Source organism: Streptomyces sp. NPDC031274 (genome assembly GCF_055570235.1).
Map to the genome: position 1 here is coordinate 1 of NZ_JBVIHP010000377.1, position 1,147 is coordinate 1,147.

At 67.6% G+C, this 1,147-nt stretch carries 1 protein-coding gene and 1 pseudogene; both read left to right on the forward strand.

Annotated elements, in window-relative coordinates; all coding sequences use genetic code 11:
• Positions 1-709, forward strand: a 709-nt coding sequence (dapF, locus tag ACZ5CR_RS46500; protein WP_468870097.1) for a diaminopimelate epimerase, incomplete at its 5' end; no start/stop codon positions are given.
• Positions 706-1,147 (forward strand): annotated as a pseudogene (locus tag ACZ5CR_RS46505) (D-alanine--D-alanine ligase family protein); the annotation flags it as partial. The gene dapF and the pseudogene ACZ5CR_RS46505, both read left to right, overlap by 4 nt.

Genomic DNA, 1,147 nt, shown 5'->3' on the forward strand with positions numbered 1-1,147 from the left:
CGAACAGCTCTGTGCCAGACGGACCGGCGTGGGTGCTGACGGCCTAGTCATCAGCAGGCTGATCAGCACGGACCCCGCCCTGATCGAAGTCGCGTGCTTCAATGCGGATGGTTCGACCGCCACGATGTGCGGCAACGCCCTGCGCTGTACCGCGTGGCTGACGCGCCAAGACCACGGCCTCACGACGATGGGCCTCCTCATGGCCGGGGTGACACACCAGGCCGTCGTGAGTAATGACGCCGTGTGGGTCACGGCCGAAGTCGGCGCTGTCCATCCGCGACGTGTTCAGGCCGTCATCAACGGCAGGCCGACGTGGTTCGACAGCGCGCGCACCGGCACCGAGCACGTCGTCGCGGTCGTGGATGACGTGGACGCCATCGACACCGTCACGGTCGGCCGCCTCATCCGCCACCATGCCGAGCTTGCCCCGCTCGGCACGAACGTCAACTTCGTCCAGTCCGCTGGCAGTCAAGAGCTGAGGATCCGCACCTACGAGCGCGGTGTGGAAGCCGAAACGCTGTCCTGCGGCAGTGGAGCAGTCGCTGCTGTCGTCATCGCCACCATGCGCGGGCTGGTCGCTCAGCGCTCCGTCACCGTCCACAACCAGGCCGGGGAGCCACTGACGGTACGCCCGCACGCCGACCGGCCGACGCGTACGCAGTGGGTCGGCGGCCCTGTCACCCACACATTCGAAGGGGTACTCGCATGACGCTCTTCCTGGACACCAGCTCCGGCAGGACCGTGCAGCAGGCGACCCAAGCGCTACGCGACTGGCAGCAGGACCGGCAGGGGATCGGCGTCGCCCTTATCTACGGCCCGGTCAGCCTCGAGGATCGGCTCTACCACTCGAAGTGTCCCGTGGAGCAGCGCTCGGTGACAGCCCTGTCCGGGGCACTGGAGGAGATCGGCGCCCGGTGGAAGGTACTGGACCCGTGCGAGCCGACCTTCATCCCTGAACTGGCCGGATACGACGTGGCCCTCTCGAACCTCCACGGCCCGTTCGGCGAGGACGGACGCCTGCAAGGGCTCCTGGACTACATCCGTATGCCCTACTGCGGAAGCGGCGTCGCCGCCTCGGCGGTGGCTTCCGACAAGATTCTCTGCAAGCGGGTGATGGAGAGCCTGGGTGTCCCGACGCCCGGCTGGT